We start from the raw sequence: 21,168 nt of genomic DNA on the forward strand, positions 1-21,168 counted from the left end.
TGCTCTTCCTCTGTGCAGCAGGGGGGAGTTTTTTAAAATAGCGGGAAGGGGATTATTCACTTGAAACCATTGGCAAAGAAGCAACACACCTTAACACCCGCCCCTCCTATGGGATGGAATAGCTTCGATTGTTATGGATGCGCGGCATCCGAGGAAGTGCTGTTCGATAACTTGGAGGTTATGGCGAAGCGACTGAAGAGCGCCGGCTATGAATATTTCGTTGTCGACAATGGTTGGTTTGCAGAATATGAGATTGCTCCAGGTCATAGCTTTCCGACAGCTAAGCATGCTAGCGATGTAAGAATCGATGAATACGGAAGGTATTTACCCTCACATTGTTATTTTCCGAACGGTCTGCAGCCATTGATCGAACGTGCTCATGAGCTGGGACTCAAATTCGGCCTACATATCATGCGTGGTATTTCCCGAAAAGCCGTCGAACAGAACCTGCCGATCTACGGTACGCCATATCGGGCTGCAGACATTGCTAATACGGCGGATACCTGTGTTTGGTGCCATTATAACTATGGTATCGATATGGATAAACCTGGTGCACAGCCATTTTATAACGCTTGGATTGGTCAACTCGCCGAATGGGGGGTGGATTTCATCAAGGCTGATGATATTACCGGCTTTCCTCGTGAAATAGAGGCTATCGTGAAATCAATCGAGCAGAGCGGTCGTGATATCGTACTAAGCCTCTCACCTGGGGGCCAGACGATCCTTGAGCGGATGGACACCTATAGCACGGCAAATATGCTAAGGACGACCAAGGATGTCTGGGATAATCAACGTGATATCGATAGGGCCTTCGACAAGTGGCTGGAATTTAACGACGTTCGGAAGGAAGGCTTTTGGCTGGATATGGACATGATTCCTTTCGGTCATCTGAGTGTATGGAGACCTGAAGTGAAACAACAAGACGTTGACTCTACGAAATCACATCAGGAAGAGCTGTTTAGCGGAAAGGGATCTGAACGCATGAGCGGGTTAAACCGCAGCCAGAAGCTAACCTTCATTACGATGAGGGCGCTTGCTGCCTCTCCTTTATTCATGGGAGGTGCACTGCCCACAACGGATGAGTTTTCGTTTGCACTACTGACGAATCCCGATATGATTGCTTGCAATCAAAACGGCGTCATGGGAAAAAGAGTTTATCACAAAGAAGGGATAGAGGTTTGGTCTGCTTTGAAAAAGGGCAGTCTCACAGAGGGATGGCTCGGTGTTTTTAACCGTACGGGAGAGCTGAGGTCTGTTGAGATTACGCTGCAAGAGCTCTCCTTGTTGCAAGCATCCGTCTATCAACTGCGAAATCTTTGGGAGGAACCTGCTATGAACTATGATGGAGCTCAAATAGAAACGCAGATTGATGCGAATGGCGTTTTGTTTCTACAATTCCAAGGAAGGGATGGATTGGTATGACGTCTGAAGCTGCAATTAATAATTGGAATATTCTTATTATTACATCGGATGAACATAACGCCAAGCTTATGGGCTGCGCGAACCACCCTATTATTCGTACACCAGGCCTTGATCGACTGGCCAGAGAGGGGACGCTTTTCACAAAAGCTTATTGCGCTTACCCGATCTGTGCCCCTACCCGGCAAAGTTTTATCACGGGGCAATACCCGATGGAGCACGGTCAACTCAGTAACGCACATGTGTTTGATAAACGAAACCAGACATGGGCGCATCATTTTAAAAAGCATGGGTATACGACGGCTTGTATTGGTAAAATGCATACCAATCATGAATCCTACGATTACGGCTATGATTATAGATACAGTACGGAGCACTTTTCAGACGAGATCAAAGCGAGCAGAGCCGCCAATCCACCGCAATTCGATCCTGATGACAAGCTGATATTCGACGCCATAACCGATATTCGGGCTGGAGGGAAACAACCCTCACGGCTGCATGGTAAAGTCGTTAGCGATGAGTCGTTAGAAACCGATGCTATTATGTTGAAAGAGGCGATTCAATACTTGACGGAGCATCAAGCGGAGAAATTTTTCTTGCATGTTTCGTTCGTTCAACCCCATTGGTATTGGAATACGGGTCAAGATTATTATTATATGTATGACCCTGACAAGATTGATCTGCCAGAGAGCATCCCTGGTGAATTGGAGAGCAATGCGATCGTATATAAAATGGCGGAGCAGGCCGGATGGTTTCAAAATACGGAAAAGATGAACAGGTTGGCGCGAGCGCGGTATTACGGCAGTATTAGCTGGATGGACCATAATGTCAATCAACTGCTTGATACCCTAGATGAGCTAGGGCTTACGGGGAATACACTGGTTATGTACTTCTCTGATCATGGTGATATGGCCGGTGAAAAGGGGCTTTGGCTTAAAAATCAGATGTATGATTCCTCAGCTCGTATACCGCTTATTGTACGGATGCCAGGTGTCGTTCCTGCTGGTACAGTGAATGACAAGCTGATCAATCATGTCGATTTGTTTCCAACACTTGCGGGTCTGACAGGTACGCAGGATCATCTGCCGAATAATATTACCGGCTCTGATTTATCGGGTCCCGTGATCAGCAGTGGAGACAGCCATCATAATCAAACAGAGAATACATTCACATTCAGTGTACAGGGGTTAAACAGTGTTGACGGCATACCTATGCAGGTTATGGCACGTTCGGAACGCTGGAAGTTCATTCAGTATAACCTAGAAGCTCCCGAGCAGCGATATGTTATGTACGATATGAATGATGATCCGGAAGAAACGCGAAATCTTGCTTATGAAGAATTGTTACAGCCTGTCGTTCAGGAACATCTGCATGCCATCAAAACGTTTCTTCAGGGATTGCGAAAGCCGAAATATGAGGTGGTGAAGCTCATAAAGGATGCGAAAGCAACGCACTAAAACACTCAATATCATTGAAGAAATTTCTAGGAACACCACGGCAGCCGGCAGACGATCGGTTGCCGTTTTCATTGAAGAAACAGGTCGTTTAACGTGGAGACTTCAACAAAAGCTGATTAAGGGAAGGCATATGAATTCATTTGATTATGGGGAGTATTTTCAAGAGATACAACTGCCGATATTGCACCGAATCATTTTATCAAACCTGGAATGCAATTTGTATTCAAGAATAAAGTAAATAATTTGCCTTATGGCGGCAAAGTAACAATACATTTATGCAATGGATAAAAATTTTTTGCAACAATTTGAATCCATTCTACGTTTGAGGTATTGTAAGCGAACTAAGCTCAACGAGGGGATAGAAACTGCGTAAGCATTTAGAGAAATGATGGGAAACAAAGTGAGGAGGAATTTACTTGAAGAAGAAATTATTAATTGCACTTGGACTTACGGGTGTTATCGCAGCATCTATTGCTGTTGGAGCATATGCGGCAACGGACATTAAATTATTTATTAACGGGAAAATAATCAATGCGGATTTGCAGATCGTAGATGGATCCAGCTATGTTCCTTTGAGGGTTGTTTCTGAGTCACTTGGAGCTAATGTACAGTGGGATGAAGACAAACGGGAGATTAGAATTACGGGACAACCGGGTCAAGTAGGCCAAACCGTCTATGAGAATACCCAATATGGCTTCCGTTTCACGCTGCCGGACAGTTGGAAAGGGTACACGATCGTAACGGACAAATGGGAGGGTCTTCCTGTAGGGGATGCCCAAGGCGATAAGGTCAGCGGCGCGAAACTCAGCATCCGCCATCCCGAATGGACCGCTGAAAAGCCTAGACAGGATATCCCTATACTCGTCTTTACTGTCGACCAATGGAACGAGCTTCAGCAGGAGAAATTCCACATTGGCGCAGCGCCTATCGGCCCAAGCGAACTGATGCGCAATGACAAATACGTGTTCGCACTTCCGGCGCGTTATAACTTTGCATACCTTGATGGCTACCAAGAAGTGGAAGACATCTTGAAGAGCAATCCGATTCAACCGATGAAGTAATCCAATCTCAAGAAAAGATTACCCTTTGCCGTATACGGCCTAGAGAATATGCAGACACAGTGTTATCGAGCTAACGAGGACCGATCGCGCAAATACAAGGGACAGATTGCCGCGGCAGCTGTCCCTTGTTTCATACAGGAGAAGATAAGTTAGAGGCTGCCGAACGATTCGGCAGCCTTGCTGCGCTAGTCGGAGTTTATTTTAAATCGCTCTTGTTATTATGCGCGAGACAATGGTAACATTTACTAGGAACACGTGTTTGTTTTTTTGTATTTTCCAACGGAGGAGCCGATGTACATGATCCAGTTGACGAACAGCCAGGCGCGGCAATTTCTGCTATTGAAGCACGGGCTGTTGGGTGAATATCAATTTGCCGGAAAGCAGGGAGTATTGGATTTTGTGCGGCAGGTCGGCTGTATTCAATACGATCCTATCGATGTATGCGGTAAAAACGCCGAACTGGTGTTGCAGTCGCGAATAAAAGGTTTTACCAAGAACATGCTCAACGAGTTGCTATATCAAGATAGAAGCCTTGTCGATTATCCCGACAAGAACTTGGCCATTATCCCTGTCGAGGACTGGCCGTATTTTGAACGGTACAGGCAGGCCGCCCGAGAACATGCCAAGCGCTATCCCGAAATGGAAGCGCTGATAGAGCAAGTACGGGCTTACATCCAAGATCACGGTGCGCTAAGTTCAGATGATCTAAAATTGGATGGGAATTTCGCTTGGCAATCGGCCATCCACTGGAGCAGCGGAAACAATTCAACCCGCTCGGTGCTGGAGCAGATGTACTCGACAGGCGAGTTGATTATCCATCACAAAAAAGGAACGCGAAAGTATTACGATATCGCCGGGAAGTACATACAGCCAACTCTGCTGAATGCGCCGGAGCCGCTGGAGAGCGAGCTTGAGCATCACAAGTGGCGGGTACTGCGTCGAATCGGCGCTGTTGGCCTATTATGGAATCGTGCATCCGATGCCTGGCTGAATATATGGGGATTGAAAGCGGAGCAGCGCAATGAGGTTTTCCGCCTGCTGTTGCACGAAGCTCGCATTGTTGCTGTTGCCGTGCATCAAATGAAGGATATCCTGTACTGCCGCCTGGAGGACTTGCCGTTGATTGAAGCTGTCCTGCAAAAACCGGCGTCAAAATGGCGATGCGAGCTGATTGCCCCACTAGATAATTTCATTTGGGACAGAAAACTGATCAACGAATTGTTCGGATTCGATTACACTTGGGAGATTTACACGCCTGCAATCAAACGTAAATTCGGCTATTATGTGTTGCCTATAATATACGGAGAAAGCTTCATCGGACGAGCCGAGGTAATCGCGGAGCGAAAAGCAGGGACGCTAGTTGTCAAAAACATCTGGTACGAGAACAACATAAAGCCAACAAAGCAATTGCGAACAGCCTTGAACAATTGTTTCCGAAATTTTGCATTATTCAACGGATGCGACAGGATTTTGATAAATTCTATGGATTGACATACCCAGCCCCAGGTAACCTTCCATCGGTGACTAAGAAGCTGTCATTCCTTTATGCATTGCAACCAAGTGTTTCGACATTCGTAATACAGCATATACTGATGTACGGAGGTGCTTGAGATGGATTTTCTGAAGGATTTAGGCAAGCTGGCAGGCCATGTGACAGGCAAAGTGCTTGGAGGAACTGTCCGTGTGGCAGGGGAGCTTGTTCGCAGTGATTATATAAAGGAAATTGGGAATGATGTAGAACAGGTCACGGCCAAAACGGGTGAGATCGCAGGCCATGCAGCGAGCGGTGTATGGGATTTAGGCGCAGGCTTAATTACCACGGATAAGCAGCAATCGAAGGCTGGACTTCATGAGCTTGAACAAACGGCAATTACGACGGCAAGAGGAATTGGCCATGGAATCGAGTATGTGGTTGAGAGCGGAAAAGATGTCGTGACAAGCTTCAAGGACAGCGATAAAGCACGGTTGAAAGACGGCCTGAAAAAGCTGGGAAAAGCGGCCGCTATCAGCATTCTGGCTATCGGTGTGATCGATATCGTCGATGGTCCGGACGTACCGGATTCCTCAGGTTCGACATAAAAACAGACCCAACAAGATATCGGTCGGGTCTGTTTTTATGACGCTACTATCGCCGTCGCATCAAGCGACCGGGTTCCCTCCTAATAGGGGCCCGGCTTTTTGCTAGCAAAAACTCTATTGCATACCTGAGGCCCATTTGACCGTGGATTCGAAGATTTTCCACCCATCATCCGAGATTTTCCCTTCCGAGTCATAAAAAACGTAGTAGTATACGAGCCGAGCAGGCGCGACTTCGCCGTTCGCGTCTTTGGTACCATAGTCGTATGCGAAAATCATTCCCTTGGACTTATCATCCGGAGCTGTAGCGATGACTGCGGCTTGTTCACCGGGGGTGGCATATACCGTGTTGCTTATTTTAGTATAGAGAAAAGAGTTAACATGAAAGCCATTAAAGCAATGAGTCGTTTCATCAACGAATTCCCCCCCTATTATAGAGAGTTACTAATATTACCATTGTAGAGAAGTAGATGAAAAAAAGTTGGGGCGATGCCATCTTAGAATAGGGGTTTCGAATGATTGTATGTAGTGCATAGAGGAGTGAAACATAATCATAATTATTAATTTAAATCCAGTTGTTGAGATCCATGGAGATCAATTTACCGATCGAGAGGAAATAAAAAAAATAAAGTATGTGCTGATAAGCGTTGGTACATAATATCAATATTATTCGTTGAAGGAGTGAAAAAATGGATACAGAAATGTTTGATGAAAATCTTGAAGCATCTGTTGAGGCATCGGATGTTCTCTCCGTTCCAGAAGGAACAAAAGAGTTTGTCGACATCATTGGTGATGAAAAACTCGATGGCTATGGTAACCCAGCCTCAAATTTTGATACACAACAATAAAATTTGAACTCCCCGTGAATTTGGGGAGTTTTTATTTTTAATATCAAAAGAAGGGGCTATTTCCCACGAAAATTTGCACATGATACGCTCGAAAAAGAAAATTATCGATCTCCTTACCAAGTGGAGGGTTTAACGGACGTTACTGCTGTATTTGCGGGTAATGATACGGATGCTGTCATTAAGAAAGATGGTTCCTTATGGATGTGGGGCCTTGATCGACAAGGGTTGTTTGGATGGGATGGGGCTCTACATTTATCACCTGTACCAGTAGAAGTGAAACCTATTCCGGCTGCGACCCGGCGCTGAGATTTAGAGGCTTCTTGGGAAACAAATGGTTAGTGCCTGTTTAGGTCTTTTCTTTTTCGGCTGGATCGCCGTTTTGGTTATTCTGCTGATTCAAATATTCATAAGCCACTTATATTTTTCGTTAATCTAATAGGAACGAAATGGAAGGCGCCACCGGCGTCTTTTTTCGTTTTGTGAAGAATGTCATTTTTAAACGAACGGGAAGGGTAGTGTTGAGATGATTGCGAGCAAGGGAAAACAACCGACTTTCAGACTAGTCTTTCGGTCTTTATTAGAGGACCTATTCTTTTGATTAAACAATAATGTCGTATAATGTCGAAATTAAGAGGAGTGGTCGCGATTATTGTCGAACCAGACATGGCAGCTATTTGATTTCTGTATAAGAAACCTTACTTAAGATGTTGAAGAAAGGACACATCCCCAATGAAAAAAAATTACTGGCTTGCAGCTCTGTTTAGTTTGATGCTGCCTGTACAGGCTGTGCCGGCATTTGCTTCTGACCAGCAGCCTTTCACGGATATTCAAGATTCCTATGCTAAAGAAGCAATCATAAAATTGTATAAGGATGGTATCATCTCGGGAACTGGCGCACACTTGTTTGAGCCTTCTCGGAGGATTTCCAGACAAGATGTCGCTCTTCTCTTGGTTCACGCACTTCAGTTAGATACCGGCGAGATTCGTGCAACCAACTCCTTCAGCGATATACCAGTCGGACATTACGCTTATGAAGCCGTTGAAACATTACATAAATTAGGTGTAGTTAATGGAATTTCTGAGGATCAATTTGGTGCGGATGTACCGATAACCCGAGAAGAGATTGCAGCCATACTTATGAGAATAGGCCATTATTTGAAGAATGGACAAGGCGTTCGTTTAGCTGTTCAAGATAAGGAAGCCGTTAGCGATTGGGCTAAGGACTATGTCCAAGCGGCTATTGAGTCCGGCATTATGGTCGGAGATGGAGTTAATTTTCACCCTAAGGATAATCTTCAAAGGCAGGAAGCTGTCCAAGTTATTTTTAACTTTATTCTTAATCATAAGAATTTTGCCGTCGTTCAGAACGTGTCCAAGGACTCTGTTGTTTTGAACGGAACAACATATAAGATTCCTGTATATTTACAAGGGATTTTAAACGAAGATAACAATCCAGTGCTGCAAGATGCATTTATTACATTCACATCCTACCATAATACGATACAGAGAATTACCTCTCTCGAAATAACCAAGGGTGGCAAGGAGCCGCGGTCTGAGGAGAAAGAATTTACGGGCAACCTCGTTTTTAATGGACATGGAGCTGTTCTCGACGGAACTCTCTACATCGGTGCGGATTTTATTACCCTGAAAGATATGTATATCAAAAAGGATCTAGTGATAGGGGAAGAGGCAAAGAACGACTTCTATTCAGAGTCCATTCGAGTAGACGGCAGTACCCTTGTTAATGGCGGTTCACAGGATACCGTCGTGTTTCAAGACGCGACGCTAAACAGCGTGGAAATTAACAAGCAGAACGTCAGAGTGGAACCTATCGGCCAAACTAGCGTTTCCCAGATTACTGTGAACAGCAGCTCAACGATCCAGGCTGATAGTAATATTACGATTCCAAAATTAACTATTGCTGACGGTGCGAATAATGTTTCCCTAAACGCAGCAGTCTCAACCTTAGAGGTGTCTGGAACACAGGGTAAAACGCTGTCTGGAACATCGAATATTGCAACACTAACAATAACCGAAGGTGCAAGTGTCAATCTAGCAACCACCGGATCCGTAGGTACTCTCCAAATCGTATCGGACGCCAGCAAGCTTACTTTGGGATCGACGACTACGGTAAATTCTCTTGTGATTCCGGAAAATATAAGCGTCTCTTCGGTTGTAAGCAACTATAACCAAGTTAGTTCGCAAGTGGGTACCGTCTCGACGCCTACTTCCACGACAACAACAACAACAACAACAACGACTACAAATTCAACGAATACAAACCATGCTCCGCTTGTAGCGAAGCCGGTCGCCCCTCAGCAGATCAATTTGTATGGCGGCGAACAAACCATTAGTATATCAGAAACTTTCCAGGACCAGGATAACGACTCGCTTAAACTGACCGCCACATCCAGAAATCCTGGGATTGTCGCTGCAACGCTGAATGGCACGGACCTTACATTAAAACCGATATCCTTAGGTACAGCGGTGATTATTCTAGGAGCGAATGATGGTAAGAAAACAACAAGCTCCTCAATAAGTGTTACTGTTTTTAATGGGAATCGCGCTCCTCAGGCAAGCGAGGTCTCTATACCTGACCAGCTGCTCTCCTTAGGTAAAGAGCCTGTAGCCATTGATTTGAGTGATAAATTTAGCGACCCTGAGGGAAATCCTCTTACATATGAGGCAAAGGTGATTCCTTCCGACTTGGTCACAACAGTGGTGAAAGATAATAAGCTTTACTTAAGTACGGAAGCAACATCAGGAAAAGCAGTAGTTACGGTAACAGCCGCGGATGGTAATGGAGGCGTAGGTTCCCGATCCTTCAATGCGAATATCAATGAGGCGCCTGCAATCGTTACTCCGATACCGGAGCAAAAAGAGATGACTGAAGGAGGGGCATCAGTTAGCCTTGAATTAACTGAATATATCAAAGACCCGGAAGGCAATGCGCTTACCTTCGCGGTGAACTCACAGGATCAAAGTGTGGCAACAGTTGATTTGGTAGGAAGTAAGCTTACTATCACTCCGCTGTATGCAGGCTCCACAAAAGTTAATGTTACGGCAGAGGACCCATTCGGCAGAACGGTAACGTGTGAGGTAACTGTAGACATTAATGGTAACCCATCGGCGGACAAGATTGTTGCCAACCAAATTGTAACGATCAACGGAAATGAATTGACAGTTGGTCTCGCTGACGTGTTCAGTGATCAGAACGGTGATCATCTCAATTACCGAGTCAAAGTAAAGGACGAGTCTATCGTCAGCGCGGATATCGCTCCGGGATCGACGAATTTGCTCATCCGCGGGCAGAAGGCGGGATCAACACAAGTTACAGTAACTGCCGAAGATGGCAGGGGCGGTTCTGTCTCCACGTCATTCGAAGTTCTTTCCAATCAGGCGCCAAAAGCATCTTCGATTGATTTGAATGAACAAATGATATCTATCGGGATAGATCCGATAGAGATTGATTTGGAAGACAAATTTGCCGATTTGGACGGTGATGAGCTTAGCTACGAAGTAAAAAGCGAGCATCCCGAAATTGTGGTTTCAGTACTGGATGCAGCGAAGAAAAAGCTTTTATTATCGACCGTCGCTTCGAGCGGTGAATCGAAAGTGACGATTACAGCTAACGACGGCAAGGGCGGAAGCGTTACGCGCGAAATCTATGTTAAGGTGAATCAAGCTCCGCTTATCGCTAATAATATGCTGATTAACGATTTAACTGAAGGCGGACCAAGCAAAGAACTGGATGTACAAAAATATTTTGCAGACCCGGAAGGCCAGCCTCTGACATTCAAAGCGAACCCGCAGGATCTGAGTAAGGCTACGGTGCAAGTAAACGGAAGCAAGCTGACCGTCACTCCGTTACTTGGCGGAACGACCAAAGTTACTGTTACAGCAGAGGATACGTATGGCCGATCGGTGTCGTCAGAGTTGGACTTGATCATTAATAATAATCCTGTAGCCGGTAACCTTGAGAGCATTCCCGTTACTATAGGAGTTCCGTATACGGTAGACCTGGGCAATATCTTTAGTGATGCGGATGGGGACCAACTCACGTATACTGCTGTATCGTCTCAGGAAGGTACAGTAACGGCATCCGTATACGACGGAAACAAGCTTCATCTGAACGCCTTGCAGGCAGCTACAGGATCGATTAACGTGACGGTTTCTGCCAATGACGGGAAGGGTGGCTCATCGAGCAAGGACCTCCAAGTGGAAGTCAACCATGCACCGACTGCAACGGTCTTCGATCCAATAGATCTCGAGAAGAGCTTCTCAACAGAGATCAGCCTGAGCGGGATGTTCCAAGACGTTGATCAGGATACCCTTTCCTTTAAAGCAGTATCGGAAAAACCAAGCACAGTTACAGCATATGTGAATGAAGACGGATTGCTGAAGCTGACGGGACTTATGGTTGGAGCCTCAAAAGTTAGCGTTACGGCGGAGGATGGCAAAGGAGGCACTGTTACTACCGATGTGTACGTAAATGTCATCCCTAGACCTAATTCAGCACCGATCGGGCTGCCTATTAATGATCAGACACTACAATATGGTGATTCACCGCTTAACCTGGATTTGTCTTCTTATTTTAGCGACTCTGATAAGGACGAACTCACTTACAGTGTACTGTCCTCGGACCTCAATTCGGTTACGGCCGCAGTATACGGATCCAGCCTGCAGATAACTGCTGCGGGGGTTGGATTTGCAACGGTTCAAGTAACGGCTGACGATGATTTTGGAGGCAAGACTGACAATCAATTCGATGTGCTGGTGACGGATCCGGCAGCCAACCAACCACCGGTACTGAGTGCCGTTCCAACCCGGACGGTTGTTCAGGGGAGTCCTCCGCTTACAATGGACCTAGCTAATTATTTTACTGATCCTGAGGGGGATGTACTTAGCTTTAAAGCAATATCGGATGATACTTCCGTGGCGGACGTATCTTTAAATGGAAGCTTGTTGTCCATTAGTCCTGGACTGATAGGAACAACTACGGTAACGGCCTCCGTGTATGACGGAACAAATCCTTGGCTTAAGAGCAGCTTTAAAGTGATTGTTAAACGGCCTAACGTAGCTCCGATTGTTGCATCTTCTATCAGTGACAAGCTATTGACGTTGGGTGTTCAAGCGAATGCAATTTCATTGACCGGAGTTTTCCAGGATGCTGACGGGGATGGGCTTACGCATACCGCAACCTCCTCTGATACAGCCATTGTCGACACTGCTATATCCGGCAATGAGCTTACATTGACTGCTCAAGGAGTTGGTACGGGTACGATAACGGTTACGACCAATGATGGAATGGGTGGATCCACCAATACTTCTTTCCAAGTAACAGTTAAAGACGCGAACAAGGCACCAGAAGTTTCCTCGACAATTGCGGATAAACTGCTAATTCTGGGAGACCCGACCGACCCTATTTCACTAGCAAGCTTGTTCCAGGACAATGATGGGGATACCCTTACGTATACGGCTGTCTCATCGGACAGCTCGCTAGTAGGCACGTCAGTAAGCGGTAATAATCTTCAGCTTCAATTGAATGGCAAGGGAACGGCTACTGTCACGGTTACAGCTAATGACGGGAAGGGCGGAACGGTGGATACATCCTTCAAGGTAAGGGTTTTGAAGGCTGAAACGTTAACGATTAATACCAAATCCGGCATACAGAATATAAGCTTTGATATAAAGACTTATTTCCCGACCCAGCCAGCGACAGAACTCAAAGTAATACCACAGCCATTGTCAGGCATTCTATCCAATTACCAGCTGACCTTAACAACTGGCATGGCAAACGGCTCCACTTTAATTGTTGCTGCTAGTGATGATACCGGTCTGCGCGTGAAACTTATGATAGAACAGCAGACGACACGTAAAGCGTTTATTTCCGATTATGTGGATGGTTCTAACGGACGAGCAGCCATTCAGGTCTATTACCCGGATGACGGTATGTCGGGCATGCAAACGGGTTACGAATTGTTTTTTTATCAATGGGTGAACTCAACAAATAAAGCACGAGTTTGGTCTTTGCCGTTTTTGCCGTTCTACCCAGGGATGCCGTACATTATTATAAATAGCAATTTCTATGATTTTTTTGATATCACTAACGCCGCTTATTATAACGATGAGGCATTCTTTAGCTTAGATGGATACACTCTGTACGCTCTCGTATTAAAGAAAGACGGCCAAGTTGTTGACGTTATAGGGAATCCGGTAGAGAACCCTACAATCGCTCCACCGTCTATTCTCCCTAAAGGAGGCACCATTGTTAGAAAATCGGGCATTCTTTCCGGATCCCAGTCGTTTAGCCCGTTCGGAGAATGGGATAGTTTCCCGAAAGATACATTTACGAACTTAGGACGTCACCAGCCATAAAAAGACGCAAAAAGAAGCGGCGCATATGGATAGCCGCTTCCTTCTGTAAACTTGGCGTGACGTAAAATAGGAATTGGATAAAGTTCTTTGACAATCATATAATGGGGTGAAATTTTTGAAAAAAAAGAAGTTCAATGGGCGAAATTTGCTCGTAGTCATCATGCTTGTTTTCGCTAGTATAGGATTCCCTCAATTCTCTGGTACTACTCTAGCTGCAGCCCCTTGGGGGAATGCTGTTTCTGGGACAACGGATGATCTAGTCAATGTTTACTATGGAAATGGGTTATTTGTCGCAGTTGGTAATGCGGGGACCATATTAACCTCTAGCGATGGAATCACTTGGGACAAGAAGACGCTGTCTGGCGGAGATGATTTATCCGCGGTTGTGTACTCTGAAGGTAAATGGGTAATTGGCGGTGCGAATGGAGTCATTTATACTTCAACGGATCCAACGATTGTCTCTTCGTGGCAACTTGCAGAAACCGATGGCGTTAGTAGTATCATATGGAACATAACTGTAGGTGGGAATGGAACATTAGTCGCTGTCGCTGAAAACGGTGAAATTCTTTATTCAACGGATGGCGGCGAGATTTGGCATAATGATTTTACCAATGCTTTTGGTTTCTATGGGGTTCATTATGGAACTGCCAAAGGTAAGAGTCGATATGTGGCAGTAGGTCAGACAGCTGAGATTCAAACTTCGGATGACGGGGTCGGAGGCTGGGAATGGAGAGACGCTGGAGCTGGTGTGAATTTGTACAGTATTACCTCAGGTAATGATCTTTTTGTTGCTGTTGGAGACACAACATTGCTTACCTCCCCAGATGGCATAGACTGGTCGTCGTTAACATGGCCAACTGAAGCACCGACAGGCAACTTATACAGCGTTGCATATGCGGGTAACAAATTCATAGCCGTAGGTGAGAACGGTACGGTTCTTACCTCGCTAGACGGTAAAACATGGGATTATGAATCCGCTGGCACCATAGGTTATCTTCTGGGGGTTGCCGGGGGACATGATCGATATGTGGCTGTCGGTGAGGGTGGAATGATTAAAACTCAACCGATGAGCAGCAATGCGAACTTGAGTGATCTGAAATTGGACGGGGGAACTCCATACGCACCTGCGTTTTCAAGTGCTACTACTTCATATACATGGAGCGTCACGAGTGATGTTGATACGGTGCAAGTTACCCCTTTTCTTCAGGACTCTTTTGCAACTGTGACCATTAACGGGAAACAAGGGTTCGACGGTATGAACAAGTCCGTATCCTTAAACCAAGGTTTGAATCAGATCACAATTGTTGTCACCGCTCAAAATGGAACAAGCAAAACCTATACGCTTGATATCACTAGGGGCAGCACAGTTTCAAATAATGCGAACCTAAGCAACTTGACTGTGAGTGCCGGCACGTTAGCACCAAGCTTTACAGCTGATCAAACGGAATACACGGCAAGCGTAGCTAATGGTATAACGAGTGTAGACGTAACGGCAATGGCAGCAGACAGCAGCGCAACAGTTGAAGTTACAGAAGCAGTGAACGGTCACGTGGCGCTGATTGTGGGTGAGAATATGATTCATGTACAAGTCAAAGCCCAAGACAGCACACCGAAGACATACACAATCAAGGTAACGCGTGAGGCATCCTCGAATGCGAACTTGAGTAATCTAACGTTAAGTGAAGGCACGTTAGCACCAAGCTTTACAGCTGATCAAACGGAATACACGGCAAGCGTAGCTAATGGTGTAACGAGTGTAGACGTAACGGCAATAGCAGACAGCAGCGCAACAGTTGAAGTTACAGAAGCAGTGAACGGTCATGTGCCGCTGATTGTGGGTGAGAATGTGATTCATGTACAAGTCACAGCCCAAGACAGCACACCGAAGACATACACAGTCAAGGTAACGCGTGCGGAGGCTCCCACAATGAACAGTACAATCAGCACTGCTATGGCCAGGTTTGATAAGAAGATAACCGCACAGGCAGACATAGCCACAACTATGACGCTGAACGGCAATATACTCAGCAGCATCCAAAACGGGGCGGCAAATCTGGTGCTGAATACGGACTACACGGTTTCGGGAAACGATGTAACCATCAATAAAGCCTATTTAGCAACACAAGCGGTGGGCACTACGGTTCTGACGTTTAACTTCAGTGCAGGCAGCGCACAGACACTGACAATTTCTATCACCGAAACGATAGATCCGGACACCACTTTACCAGAAGCACCAACGATTAACCTAAATCCGAATTCATGGACTAATGGCAGTGTAACGGCAACAATCTATGGTGAACCGGGAGCAACAATAGAGTATCGTCTATCTCCAACTGCTAGCTGGCACGTTTATACCACACCGGTTGTTTTGAATGAAGAGGGCGAATACAGTATCTACGCCAGACAAACGGATGCATCAATTAACATTAGCGGGACAAATAGTGCGATTATAAGAATAGATAAAACTAAGCCTGTTATTCAACTTATTGGCGATGAATCTGTCTCTGTCTACTACCAAGGAGAATTTACGGATCCTGGCGTTCTTGTAACAGATAACTTAACTCAGAATCCGCAAGCTACTGTAACGGGGAATGTAAATACAGGTGTTGTCGGTAGCTATCAAATCTTCTATCAGGTTGTGGATGCAGCCGGCAACGCGGCCGATCAGAAGGTGAGGACAGTACACGTGATTGCGAAACCCAAAGGTCTTCGATTTGATCAAGCAACCTATACAGTGAAAGAAAAAGGCAGCATGCCTTTCCATCTTCATATGAATTTTGACGGTGGAGATGATCAAGACGTTACTCTTCTGGGTAACTATTCCTTTGCGCCTATTGGGATAGCCAGTGCCTCGGTGGACGGTACCATTCAAGGCATTAAGGCTGGACAAACTGTACTCACAGCTGTTTATGATAATCGATCGATTAGCGTTCCAATTAACGTACAAGCAGAGACGCTTGATGTTTATGATGCAGCCCAGCAAGTTCAAATTGGTTATGATGCAGGGGATACTTGGGAAAGTGTAACACAAAATGTGGTTCTCCCTACTATAGGGAAAAACGACACTATTGTTACATGGTTATCTAGTGATCCAGACGTAATCTCAAATATAGGTCGTGTTACGCGTCCAACAACTGGTGACAAGACGATTTACATGCTTGCAACGGTCAAGAAGGAGCAGCTAGTAGCCAAGAAAACATTCCTTGTGATTGTAAAAAAGAGCTCCTTAAGCGTAGTTAGCGAGGAATCAACACGCACTGTACCCGTTCGTGTAGGTGAAACGCAAAATGATGTGGAGCAAACGACAATAGTACGGAAAACCTTGTCTGACGGAACGAAGATTGATAAGGTAACGCTGGAAGCAGATAAAGCACAAGCCGCAATATCTGAAGCGATTGCCCAGAACCAAACACTTGTAAGGGTAGTCGTTAACGACATCCCGACAGACCGTGCGAATGAAGTTGCGGTAGAGGTGTCTTCATCAGCTTACAAGAATATGGCCTCTAAGCTAGACTTGGCTATTGAAACGGATGAAGCAACCGTGTTGCTGCCTAAGGATACCTTACAGCTTCTGGAGCAGGCAAATGTGGAACTTTTCTTCCGGTTTGTTCCAATTCGGGACGCTGAGCTTGCTAATCAGGTTAAACAGCAAGCACAGATGGATGCAAAGGTAGCCGAACAATCTGTGAATAAAACTGTTAGTCAAATCGGTACGCCGATGGAAATTGAAACCAATGTAACGTCGGACAGTCCAAAAGAGACCAAGCTCGTATTCCCGTTGGCGAAATTAAACCCGCCTTCGAATACATTGGAGCGCGAAGCGTATTTTGCTAACTTGTATATTTTTATTGAACACAGTGATGGAACGACTGAATTTAAAAAGGGTACGGTGGAGAGAGATACCGGAGGCAACATTATCGGATTATCTGTCCTCATTAACAAATTCAGTACCTTTACCGTGTTAAAGCTGGATGAAATTAATAACACTTCAAATGGTAACTCCGGTCATGTTACGACGGCTCCTGAAATTACTCAAACGGTTCCTACTACTGAGGATATAGAAAACGTTACCGTGAAGCCTTATATTAATGGCTTCGAAGACAGTCTCTTCCTTCCGGAACGGCAGACAAGTCGAGCAGAGTTTGCTGCGATGTTATGGCGGATCATGCTAAGTGAGGGAAGCGGGCAAGCTATAGCAACGGGGAAAAATAGCTATGAGGATGTTTCGGCAAGCCATTGGGCTTTTGAAGCTATTGAAGGTCTACGCTTAAAAGGAATTATGACCGGTGTTACAAAGAATGAATTCCAGCCTGAGCGTCCTGTCACTCGTGCTGAGCTCGCAACATTAGCCGTTAGATCGAAAGTGCTTAAGGATACCGAAATATCTGGAAATGCCTCCTTCCCTGATATTCAAGGCCATTGGGCTGAAGAATCGATTAAGTTGTTAGCGGCACAGGAAATTGTAAGAGGGTATGACGATGGAGGCTTCCATCCCAATGATGGCGTTACTCGAGCAGAGGCAGTGACGATACTGAATCGCTTGATGAAGCGAGTGTTACCTGAGATCGCTAACCCAAAAGCGACTTGGAGAGATGTGAATAGTTCTCACTGGGCTTTCAAGGATATTGAAGCGGCATCACGAGTTTATACAATAGAAAGCACAAAATAATAACAAATTATAGGGCGTCCTACAGCTATCTAGCGGAGGGCGCCCTTCGTTTTTATCAGCAAAACCCTTCAAGAAATGGCAGTCCCACAGCACCGTTTGCTAATCTCAAGTGAAAGGAGTCAATAATGGATGTTCTTGTAGGGTTCTTATTAAATTGACCAAAACGAAAGGATTATTGAATTAATGAAAGAAAAATGCAGTAAACACTCCGCTAACGGAGATCGATGGTGTGAAAAAAGCGTGACTGGTGGTATAAGGTAACCCAAGATAAAATTAGGAAACATGGCCCTGCCTTACCGTCAATTAAAAGATATGGGTTCAGTCTTGCTGACCCATCGACATGAAGCGACTTACGTCTCCTACATACTCGGTTAGAATAGATTTACCGATATTGAAAAGGAGGATTTTGACATTGAATAGTTACGATGTCATTATGATTGGAAGCGGCCACAATGCCTTGATTACAGCCGCTTACTTGACTAGAGCGGGCCGCAGTGTGTTAGTGTTAGAGAAAAACGATCGTCCAGGAGGTTTCCTACGCACGGAGGAACTCACCCTCCCTGGCTTTAAACATGATGTGTATGCAGCGGCCCATCCGCTTTTATTGACTGGCCCCGCCTATGCAGACCTTCGGGAAGCTCTTGAAGAACGCGGACTTCGTTACATAAATACCGAACTTCCAACCGGCGTTTCGATGGAGGATGGGCAGACGGGCGTGTTTTCCCGTTCATTTGAGGACCTAGTAGTAGAAGCTGAGCGGCTGGCACCTGGGGATGGCGACGTTCTGGCTCGTTTGTTTGGAGAATTCAATCCCTATGCCGGCGATGTATTTTCACTATTTAATTTGGACCTCTCCGGTACTCAAGCATCCGAAATACTTACTAAGCTGCTTCACGACAAAGGACGGCCGGGCTACTCGGGGTTCGCTGCATCTGTCTTTTCAACCGCCCGAAATGTGGTAAGTTCTTTGCAATCCGCTGCACTTCGCTCGATGCTGGCGTCGTGGGTTACACATCTAGGGCGGACACCGGACGAAATCGGAAGCGGCATCTGGGTCCCACTCACAGCTATGGCGTTGATGGGCGGCGGCATGCCTATACCTGAAGGTGGCAGCGAGAAGCTTGCACAGGCCTTAGCGCAATTGATACAGGACCAGGGTGGTACCATCCGCGTCCATTCAAACGCTAAACGTATTATCGTGAAGCATGGTCGTGCCGTTAGCGTGCAGACATCAGACGGCGAGGAATTCCAAGTTAATCAGGCAGTCGTTGCCTCGACCGGTCCGGATCAGCTCTACCTTTCGCTGCTGGATAATGTTGAGGTTAGTGCTCCTCTGCGTGAGCAAGCCAAGCATTTCCGTTATGGTCGAGGCTGCGTACAAATCCACCTTGCGCTTAGCGAGCCCCCGCGATGGCCGGATGCGCGTTTCGCCAAGGTCGGTCAGCCGCATTTGACGGATGGGTTAGATGGGTTCACGCAAGCGATTGCGCAAGCGATGTCGGGTTTGCTTCCGGCCAAGCCGACCTTTACGGTGGACTGCTCCACAAATCTTGATCCGTCTCGCGCGCCGGCAGGCAAGGCTGTGATGCGTATTCAAGTTCTTGAAGTGCCTTGTCGTCCACGTGGCGATGCTGCAAATCAAATTGATGTTGGCGACGGGACTTGGACCCCGGATCTCACTGCGCGTTTCGTAGAGCGTGTGTTAAAAATTGTAAGAAAACATATCCCTAATATTCCAGACGCGGTTATCGGTCATGCGGTTGTAACTCCTGATACGATTGCACGCTACAACCCCAATTCAGGCCCAGGCGATCCGTACGGAGGTGCCCATGATTTGGCGCAGAGTTTTCTTTTCCGGCCGCTTCCGGCGCAGCCCAGTCATCAGACGGAAGTGCCGAACCTGTTTATGCTGGGAGCGGCAACCTGGCCGGGTCACGGCATTAATGGAGGATCAGGCTACATCGTCGCCCAAAAGCTACTGTCACAAGATTACTAGCAGTATCGGAAAAATCAGATCCAAGAACATTGAAACACCGCGGCAGCCGGTCATATGACGATCGGCTGCCTTTTCTACGCTAATTAGAGTTTAGTTTCAATATGCGTTAAAAGATTGGGATTCTGGGTGGCCCGGCCAGTCGGCTTAAAATTATGAAAGCAAACTCTTGCAGCAGCAAGACAAGATATGCCAAGAGCTGCATCGGCAGCTGCAGGACATCGCGTCTGATTTCGTTATAAGAAGAAATTGGGGTAAGGAGATTACCATGAGGCAGGAAGAAATGGTATATAACTGTAATTACTTGATTAGTGCGGAGAAGGTGCCCAGCTTTTTAAGTGTTTTCGACCAAATTCAAGATTCGCTCAAAGAATCCGGTTGGATGTTAGAGCTGACCGGTCCATGGCCTCCTTATCATTTCGCAAAACAAGGCAGGGAGGAGTGACCTTTGCATCAAAACTATCGAAACAAAGAAATGACATTGTTGGATATTCTGGATGGATTGATTGATAAAGGCGCTGTAGTTAGCGGAGAGCTGATCATTTCCGTAGCCGATATTGATCTGATTTATGTAGATCTTAAATTGTTAATTGCATCTGTACAATCCATCCTCGAACAAAACTCGGGTGATCAGAGAGTTGAATCTCATCAAGGATGGGGGTCTTCGAATGAGCAGCCTTCAAACAAACCGAATTCATTAACATTCATGCAGCTTGAGTCTATCATCTAAGGCAAGTGATTTAGAAACGGAGCAAGGAAAGCTTAAGGAGCGAATTAATCGAATAGAAGGCTATCTGGAAACAAAGCAAGATCCAGTCGTGTAGGGAGAGGGGCAGCGAGCCCCTCTTTTTTTCTAGCATGATATCATCATTGAATATATATACATAATAGCGTATATTAATACATATCTAATTGGTAAGGGGTGGAAAAATGAAATATAAAATATTTGTTGATGGTCAAGAAGGTACAACTGGTTTAAAAATACATGATTACTTATCCAAGATTTCTAACATTGAAGTACTCAAGATTGAGTCGGAACAGCGAAAAGATCACGAAACCCGTAGGGCTTTAATTAACGAAGCAGATGTCGTCTTCCTTTGCCTTCCAGATGCTGCCTCAAAGGATTCCGTATCTATGGTAATTAATGACAAGACCAAAATAATAGATGCAAGTACAGCGTTTAGGACCAACCAGGATTGGACTTATGGATTACCAGAATTACATATAAATCAAAGAACTAAAAATCCAAAATTCATCTAGAGTATCT

At 45.7% G+C, this 21,168-nt stretch carries 12 protein-coding genes; all 12 read left to right on the forward strand.

Annotated features, from left to right (window positions below; all coding sequences use genetic code 11):
• Nucleotides 1–60: 60 nt before the first annotated feature.
• Entirely contained in the window at nucleotides 61–1,422 is a 1,362-nt protein-coding gene (locus tag PUT07_RS16275) for a glycoside hydrolase family 27 protein (RefSeq protein WP_274469235.1), read from the forward strand.
• Nucleotides 1,419–2,876, forward strand: coding sequence for a sulfatase family protein (locus tag PUT07_RS16280; protein ID WP_274469237.1), 1,458 nt, complete (start codon nucleotides 1,419–1,421; stop codon nucleotides 2,874–2,876). Before PUT07_RS16275 ends, PUT07_RS16280 begins: the two co-directional genes overlap by 4 nt.
• Nucleotides 2,877–3,292: 416 nt before the next feature.
• A complete protein-coding gene (locus tag PUT07_RS16285; RefSeq protein ID WP_274469238.1) occupies nucleotides 3,293–3,937 on the forward strand; it encodes a copper amine oxidase N-terminal domain-containing protein in 645 nt (214 codons plus the stop codon).
• Between the two features lie 297 nt (nucleotides 3,938–4,234).
• Complete coding sequence (locus tag PUT07_RS16290) at nucleotides 4,235–5,428, forward strand: winged helix-turn-helix domain-containing protein (RefSeq protein WP_274469239.1); 1,194 nt, start codon at nucleotides 4,235–4,237, stop codon at nucleotides 5,426–5,428.
• Nucleotides 5,429–5,548: 120 nt separating this feature from the next.
• Nucleotides 5,549–6,016, forward strand: coding sequence for a hypothetical protein (locus PUT07_RS16295; protein WP_274469240.1), 468 nt, complete (start codon nucleotides 5,549–5,551; stop codon nucleotides 6,014–6,016).
• A 686-nt stretch (nucleotides 6,017–6,702) separates the two neighbouring features.
• Nucleotides 6,703–6,861 carry a hypothetical protein gene (locus PUT07_RS16300; RefSeq protein WP_274469241.1) on the forward strand — a complete coding sequence of 53 codons (159 nt, stop codon included), beginning with the start codon at nucleotides 6,703–6,705 and terminating at the stop codon, nucleotides 6,859–6,861.
• Between the two features lie 729 nt (nucleotides 6,862–7,590).
• Nucleotides 7,591–13,239 (forward strand): Ig-like domain-containing protein, encoded by a 5,649-nt coding sequence (locus tag PUT07_RS16305; RefSeq protein WP_274469242.1) that lies wholly within the window; start codon nucleotides 7,591–7,593, stop codon nucleotides 13,237–13,239.
• A gap of 115 nt (nucleotides 13,240–13,354) precedes the next feature.
• The gene (locus PUT07_RS16310) at nucleotides 13,355–17,908 is read left to right on the forward strand and encodes a cadherin-like beta sandwich domain-containing protein (RefSeq protein WP_274469243.1); all 4,554 of its coding nucleotides are present in this window, start codon (nucleotides 13,355–13,357) and stop codon (nucleotides 17,906–17,908) included.
• 412 nt (nucleotides 17,909–18,320) lie between these two features.
• Complete coding sequence (locus PUT07_RS16315; RefSeq protein WP_274469244.1) at nucleotides 18,321–19,904, forward strand: phytoene desaturase family protein; 1,584 nt, start codon at nucleotides 18,321–18,323, stop codon at nucleotides 19,902–19,904.
• 166 nt (nucleotides 19,905–20,070) lie between these two features.
• A complete protein-coding gene (locus PUT07_RS16320; protein WP_274469245.1) occupies nucleotides 20,071–20,346 on the forward strand; it encodes a GvpL/GvpF family gas vesicle protein in 276 nt (91 codons plus the stop codon).
• Between the two features lie 3 nt (nucleotides 20,347–20,349).
• Complete coding sequence (locus PUT07_RS16325) at nucleotides 20,350–20,631, forward strand: gas vesicle protein (protein WP_274469246.1); 282 nt, start codon at nucleotides 20,350–20,352, stop codon at nucleotides 20,629–20,631.
• 200 nt (nucleotides 20,632–20,831) lie between these two features.
• Nucleotides 20,832–21,161 (forward strand): hypothetical protein, encoded by a 330-nt coding sequence (locus tag PUT07_RS16330; RefSeq protein ID WP_274469248.1) that lies wholly within the window; start codon nucleotides 20,832–20,834, stop codon nucleotides 21,159–21,161.
• The last annotated feature ends 7 nt before the right edge of the window (nucleotides 21,162–21,168 follow it).

Origin of the sequence: Paenibacillus sp. MAHUQ-63, assembly GCF_028765165.1 — a bacterium.
Lineage (GTDB): Bacteria > Bacillota > Bacilli > Paenibacillales > NBRC-103111 > Paenibacillus_E.

Bases quoted from the DNA above. Each gene is read 5' to 3' on its own strand.
- PUT07_RS16280 (WP_274469237.1), top strand. From the start codon at position 1,419: ATGACGTCTGAAGCTGCAATTAATAATTGGAATATTCTTATTATTACA.
- PUT07_RS16290 (WP_274469239.1), top strand. From the start codon at position 4,235: ATGATCCAGTTGACGAACAGCCAGGCGCGGCAATTTCTGCTATTGAAG.
- PUT07_RS16295 (WP_274469240.1), top strand. From the start codon at position 5,549: ATGGATTTTCTGAAGGATTTAGGCAAGCTGGCAGGCCATGTGACAGGC.
- PUT07_RS16300 (WP_274469241.1), top strand. From the start codon at position 6,703: ATGGATACAGAAATGTTTGATGAAAATCTTGAAGCATCTGTTGAGGCA.
- PUT07_RS16305 (WP_274469242.1), top strand. From the start codon at position 7,591: ATGAAAAAAAATTACTGGCTTGCAGCTCTGTTTAGTTTGATGCTGCCT.
- PUT07_RS16330 (WP_274469248.1), top strand. From the start codon at position 20,832: ATGAAATATAAAATATTTGTTGATGGTCAAGAAGGTACAACTGGTTTA.